This window comes from Dyella sp. 01N36 (assembly GCF_056399745.1).
On the sequence record NZ_JBFTRY010000212.1, the window covers coordinates 1 to 5,486 of the forward strand.

Genomic DNA, 5,486 nt, shown 5'->3' on the forward strand with positions numbered 1-5,486 from the left:
TCTGTGGGAGCGCACCCTGTGCGCGACAAACCTACGGAGCAGCGCCGTGATGGCCCAAGTCGCGCACAAGGTGCGCTCCCACAAGGGTCAGTCCGCGGCGTGCTGAGATTCCAGCCGCTCCAGCGTCCCCTTCGAATGCCCCTGCTCCGCCAGGTATTCCAGCCAGCGCGAGAGAAACCCATTCATGCGCAGCCGGTGCTGCAGCACCGTATTGGCCGGCGGGAACGGCCCGAGCACCTGCCACAGGTGACGCCCTGGATGGCAGTGCAAAGCCTCGGCCACATGGGCGTCGGTGTACATGCGTAACTGCGCCGACGGCGACGGCTGGCCGGTGTGCGCATCGACAAAGTTGTAGGTGAGCTCGAGCTCCAGCGTATACGGATGCCGTTCCTGCACCTGCAAACGCACATCCAGGCCATCGTCCACGCTGGACAGATAAAACCCCGGGGCCAGCTCCTGCGGCGTAAACAGCCGCACCAGCCGATGGTAGTTCTCGGCGTAAAGCCCCATGAGGAAGCCGAAACGTCCTGGCAATAAGGCTTGGCGACTGTCTAATACGGCACTCATGGGCGGTACGAACTCCTTAGAACATGGTCCGCTCGATTCCGAAGCGGTCAAAGATCTTGCTCGCAATCTCTTCAATGGACACGTGCGTCGTGTTGAGGCTGGGAATGCTTTCGCGGCGCATCAGCTTTTCGGCCTGCGCCAGTTCCCAGCGGCACTGCTCCAGCGTCGCATAACGGCTGCCGGCGCGCCGCTGTTCGCGAATCTGCGCCAAACGCATGGGGTCGATGGTGAGACCAAACAGCCGATCCTTATACGGACGCAAGCGCGCCGGCAGTTCGAGTTTGTCGAGGTCGTCGTCGGTCAAGGGGTAATTGGCGGCGCTGACACCGTAATGCAAGGCCATGTAGAGACAGGTGGGCGTCTTGCCCGAGCGCGACACCCCCACCAGGATCAGGTCGGCCTGAGCATAGTCCACATCAATACCGTCATCGTGTGACAGCGCATAGTTCGTGGCATTGATGCGGGCCTCGTATTTGTCGAAGTCGACCAGGCCATGCGAGCGATTCACCGCGCCGGATCGCTTGGCGCCCAGCTCATCCTCCAGCGGGCCGATGAACGGCGCGAACACGTCCAGCATCAACCCGCCGCTCTCGGCCACGATCTCGCACAATTCGCGCGAGGCCATGGTGTTGACCACGATGGGACGCTCGCCGGTTTGCGCGTAACGGGTCTTGATGCGCAGCGCTGCCGCCTCGGCTTTATGGGCGTCKTCGATGAACGGCAAGCGGTGCTTGTCGAACTGCACGCCCTCAAACTGGGCCAAAATACTGTTGCCGATTGTTTCCGCCGTAATACCAGTGGAATCGGAGATATAGAAAACGGTTCGCTGCATGGCTGATCCAAAGTCCCTGGTGGTTCTTGGCCCTCACCTTAGCGCAAGGTGAAAAGCCTGTCTTTGCTTGACTCACGGCTGACTGGTATTGCGTTGGCGCTGGTTTTCACCCGAATGGTCTTCTTGTGCTTCGCACCATCGGCAGCGGACAATACCAGTTCTTTGTGGCCCGATTTCTCCTCGAAACCGGGCTACCGCCACTTTTGAAACCCTACGAGCTCTCGAGGAGACTCCCTTGAACGATCTGGTGCTTTGGCTCGACACGCTGCGCATGACCGACCTGGGCAAGGTTGGCGGCAAGAATGCGTCGCTCGGCGAGATGATCGGCAATCTCGCCAAGCTCGGCGTGTCGGTGCCGGGTGGTTTTGCCACCACCGCCGACGCGTTCCAGGAATACCTCGACAAGAGCGGCGTGGCCAAGCGCATCCAGGAGCGGCTCGCCTCGCTCGACGTCGATGACGTGATGGCCCTGACGGCTGCCGGCAAGGAAATCCGCGAATGGGTCACCGAGACGCCGCTGCCGGCGGATCTGGACAAGGCCATCCGCGACGCCTACGCCAAGCTCTGCAAGGATGCCGGCGCCGAGAATATCGCCGTGGCCGTGCGCTCCTCCGCCACCGCCGAAGACCTGCCSGAYGCATCGTTCGCCGGCCAGCAGGAAACCTTCCTCAACGTGGTCGGCATCGAGGACGTGCTGCACAAGGTGAAGGAAGTCTTTGCCTCGCTCTACAACGACCGCGCCATCGCCTATCGCGTGCATCAGGGCTTCAAGCACGAAGATGTCTTCCTTTCCGCCGGCGTGCAGTTGATGGTGCGCTCGGATGTGGGCGCCTCCGGCGTGCTGTTCACGCTGGACACCGAGTCGGGCTTCCGCGATGTGGTGTTCGTCACCGGTTCGTACGGCCTGGGCGAAATGGTCGTGCAGGGCGCGGTCAATCCCGATGAGTTCTACGTGTTCAAGCCCACGCTGAAGGCCGGCAAGCCGGCTGTGCTGCGACGCAGCCTCGGCGCCAAGCAGCAGCGCATGGTGTATTCGGACAAGCCCGGCGAGCGCGTGCGCATCGAAGAAACGTCGGCGGAACTGCGCAACAAGTTCTGCATCACCGATGAAGACGTGCAGGAGCTGTCCAGGCAGGCATTGATCATCGAGAAGCATTACGACCGCCCGATGGACATCGAGTGGGCGAAGGACGGCAACACCGGCAAGCTCTACATCGTGCAGGCCCGTCCGGAAACGGTGAAGTCGCGTGCACATGCCACGCAGCTGGAGCGCTTCCATCTCAACGAAAAGGGCAAGGTGCTGGCCGAAGGCCGCGCCATCGGCCAGAAGATCGGCTCGGGCAAGGCGCGTGTGATCCGCTCGCTGGCCGACATGAACAAGGTGCAGACCGGCGACGTGCTGATCGCCGACATGACCGATCCCGATTGGGAGCCGGTGATGAAGCGTGCCGCCGCCATCGTCACCAACCGCGGTGGCCGCACTTGCCACGCTGCCATCATCGCGCGCGAACTGGGCGTGCCTGCGGTGGTGGGCACGGGCAATGCGCTGGAGCTGATTCCTGACGGCGCGGAAGTCACCGTGTCCTGTGCCGAAGGCGACACCGGCACGATCTATGAGGGCCTGCTGAAGTTCGACCGCGTCACTGCAGACCTCGGCGACATGCCAGACGCGCCGCTCAAGATCATGATGAACGTGGCCAACCCGGAGCGCGCGTTCGACTTCGGCATGCTGCCGAACGCCGGCATCGGCCTGGCCCGCCTGGAAATGATCATCGCCAGCCATATCGGCGTGCATCCCAAGGCGCTGCTGGAATACGCCAAGCAGGATGCGGAAACCAAGAAGAAGATCGACGAGCGCATGGCCGGCTATGCCGATCCCGTGTCGTTCTATGTCGATCGCCTCGCCGAAGGCATCGCCACCATCGCGGCATCGGTGTATCCCAAGCCGGTGATCGTGCGCCTGTCCGACTTCAAGTCGAACGAATACGCCGGCCTGATCGGCGGCTCGCGCTACGAGCCGCATGAAGAGAATCCGATGATCGGTTATCGCGGCGCCAGCCGTTATGTCGATCCGGGCTTTGCCGAATCGTTTGGGCTGGAGTGCAAGGCCGTCAAGCGCGTGCGCGAAGTGATGGGCCTGGACAATGTGTGGGTGATGATTCCGTTCGTGCGCACGCTGGGCGAAGGCCGCAAGGTCATCGAGGTGCTGGCCAAGAACGGCCTCAAGCAGCGCGAGCACGACCTCAAGGTCATCATGATGTGCGAAGTGCCGTCCAACGCCCTGCTGGCAGACGAGTTCCTCGACATCTTCGACGGCTTCTCCATCGGCTCCAACGACCTCACCCAGCTCACCCTGGGCCTGGACCGCGACTCCAGCATCGTCGCCAACCTGTTCGACGAGCGCGACCCGGCAGTGAAGAAGCTGCTGGCCATGGCCATCAAGACCGCCCGCGACAAGGGCAAGTACATCGGCATCTGCGGCCAGGGTCCGTCCGACCACCCGGATCTTGCCGAATGGCTGATGGACCAGGGCATCGAGTCGGTCTCGCTCAACCCGKACACGGTGGTGGATACCTGGCTACGCCTGGCCAAGCGCAAGGCCGCGTAATTCTGCCTAGGCATGGGTGACTCGAAGGGCGGTGGCGACACCGCCCTTCTTTTTTGCGCGGCATCAAGGCATACAGGCCCGCCCACCCGTATCGAACGTGCTCTCGTCGGATTGAATCAGCCCCTGCTGCACGGTGAGAAACGTGGCAATCGGCATGGCGAGTGCCGAACTTCCCTGCCCGCTCCTGGCGACGAAACGCACCGCCACATGATCTCCCTCCACCACCACCTGGTCGATCTCGTCGCGAATATCGGGAAACGCCGCAAACAACTCGCGATACGTGCGCAGCACTTCGGTCGGCCCGTTGCGAACGGCACAGAAATCGGAAGAGGCCAGCCTGGCATCGTTCGCATATAGCTGGGCCATCGCCGCTGCATCGTGTCGATTGAAGGCGTCGAACATCGCCTGCACAACGGCTCGCGGCGATGGCGCTGCGTGTGCCGAACCAACCAGGCCAGCCGCCAGAAGTACCAGGCTTGCTGAATTCATATCGCTCTCCCAAGTGTCCTCGTGGGAAAAGCTTCGCTCCCGGCGGCCGGGCGCGCATGTCTTTGCTTGCTCTCTTCAGGCATGAAACTAAAGGTACGCGGCGCGGTCCACACAGAAACGCGAGCGGAGGGGCACGTCCATGCAACGACTGACCAGGCTACTGGCAAGCAACAAGGGCTTCCTCACCTTCATGCTTTGCATGTTCATGTTCCGCAGCGCCGTCGCCGACTGGAACGTGGTGCCCACCGGCTCCATGCAGCCGACCATCGAAATCGGCGACCGCATCGTGGTCGACAAGGCAGCCTACGATCTGCGCGTACCGTTCACCCATGTGTCGCTGATCCACCGCGCCGACCCGCAACGCGGGGATATCGTGGTGCTGGACTCCAGCGCCGCTGGCGAGCGCCTGGTCAAACGCGTGATCGGCGTCCCTGGCGACCAGATCGCCTTGCTGCAGAACCACCTCTATGTGAACGGCAAGGCTGCGGACTACCGCTACACCCAGGTCACCGGCATCCGCGACGACCGCGAAGACCCCGCGCTGTACGCCATGGAAAACACCGGACAGCTCAGCCACGCCGTGCGCTGGTCGATCGCCGCCCAGGGGCACACCCACGATTTCGGCCCGGTAACCGTGCCACCAGGCCACTACCTGCTGCTTGGCGACAACCGCGACAACAGCGCCGACTCGCGCTATTTCGGTTTCTTCCCGCGCAATGAGATCACCGGCCGAGCCACCCGCGTCGCCCTCTCACTGGATCCGGGCAACCACTATTTGCCACGCGGCGACCGCTGGGGCACCGCACTGCGCTAGCCGATTGCGCTCATGCGAGTAGAAATCGCCCTACCCCCATTGCCAGCCATCCCCACACCACGTAAAATCGCCGGCTCGCGTGGACCACACGCACATCTTTGGAGAGGTGGCAGAGTGGTCGAATGTACCTGACTCGAAATCAGGCGTACGTGTAAGCGTACCGTGGGTTCGAATCC

At 62.5% G+C, this 5,486-nt stretch carries 5 protein-coding genes; 2 read left to right on the forward strand and 3 right to left on the reverse strand.

Annotated features, from left to right (window positions below):
• Positions 1-87: 87 nt before the first annotated feature.
• Both AC1DMG_RS19280 and ppsR read right to left on the reverse strand, forming a co-directional pair.
• Positions 88-567 (reverse strand): DUF1249 domain-containing protein, encoded by a 480-nt coding sequence (locus AC1DMG_RS19280; protein WP_441603228.1) that lies wholly within the window; start codon positions 565-567, stop codon positions 88-90.
• Positions 568-583: 16 nt separating this feature from the next.
• Positions 584-1,399 carry a posphoenolpyruvate synthetase regulatory kinase/phosphorylase PpsR gene (gene ppsR / locus AC1DMG_RS19285; RefSeq protein WP_477180924.1) on the reverse strand — a complete coding sequence of 272 codons (816 nt, stop codon included), beginning with the start codon at positions 1,397-1,399 and terminating at the stop codon, positions 584-586.
• 235 nt (positions 1,400-1,634) lie between these two features.
• On the opposite strand from ppsR, the gene ppsA reads away from it, so the two are divergent.
• Positions 1,635-4,007 (forward strand): phosphoenolpyruvate synthase, encoded by a 2,373-nt coding sequence (gene ppsA / locus AC1DMG_RS19290; protein ID WP_477180925.1) that lies wholly within the window; start codon positions 1,635-1,637, stop codon positions 4,005-4,007.
• 63 nt (positions 4,008-4,070) lie between these two features.
• Here the strand turns inward: ppsA and AC1DMG_RS19295 are convergent, their stop codons facing one another.
• Positions 4,071-4,496 (reverse strand): nuclear transport factor 2 family protein, encoded by a 426-nt coding sequence (locus AC1DMG_RS19295; RefSeq protein WP_441603225.1) that lies wholly within the window; start codon positions 4,494-4,496, stop codon positions 4,071-4,073.
• Between the two features lie 139 nt (positions 4,497-4,635).
• On the opposite strand from AC1DMG_RS19295, the gene lepB reads away from it, so the two are divergent.
• The gene (lepB, locus tag AC1DMG_RS19300; protein ID WP_441603224.1) at positions 4,636-5,310 is read left to right on the forward strand and encodes a signal peptidase I; all 675 of its coding nucleotides are present in this window, start codon (positions 4,636-4,638) and stop codon (positions 5,308-5,310) included.
• The last annotated feature ends 176 nt before the right edge of the window (positions 5,311-5,486 follow it).

Coding starts and splice junctions, on each gene's coding strand:
- AC1DMG_RS19280 (WP_441603228.1), bottom strand. CDS start 567: ATGAGTGCCGTATTAGACAGTCGCCAAGCCTTATTGCCAGGACGTTTC.
- AC1DMG_RS19295 (WP_441603225.1), bottom strand. CDS start 4,496: ATGAATTCAGCAAGCCTGGTACTTCTGGCGGCTGGCCTGGTTGGTTCG.
- lepB (WP_441603224.1), top strand. CDS start 4,636: ATGCAACGACTGACCAGGCTACTGGCAAGCAACAAGGGCTTCCTCACC.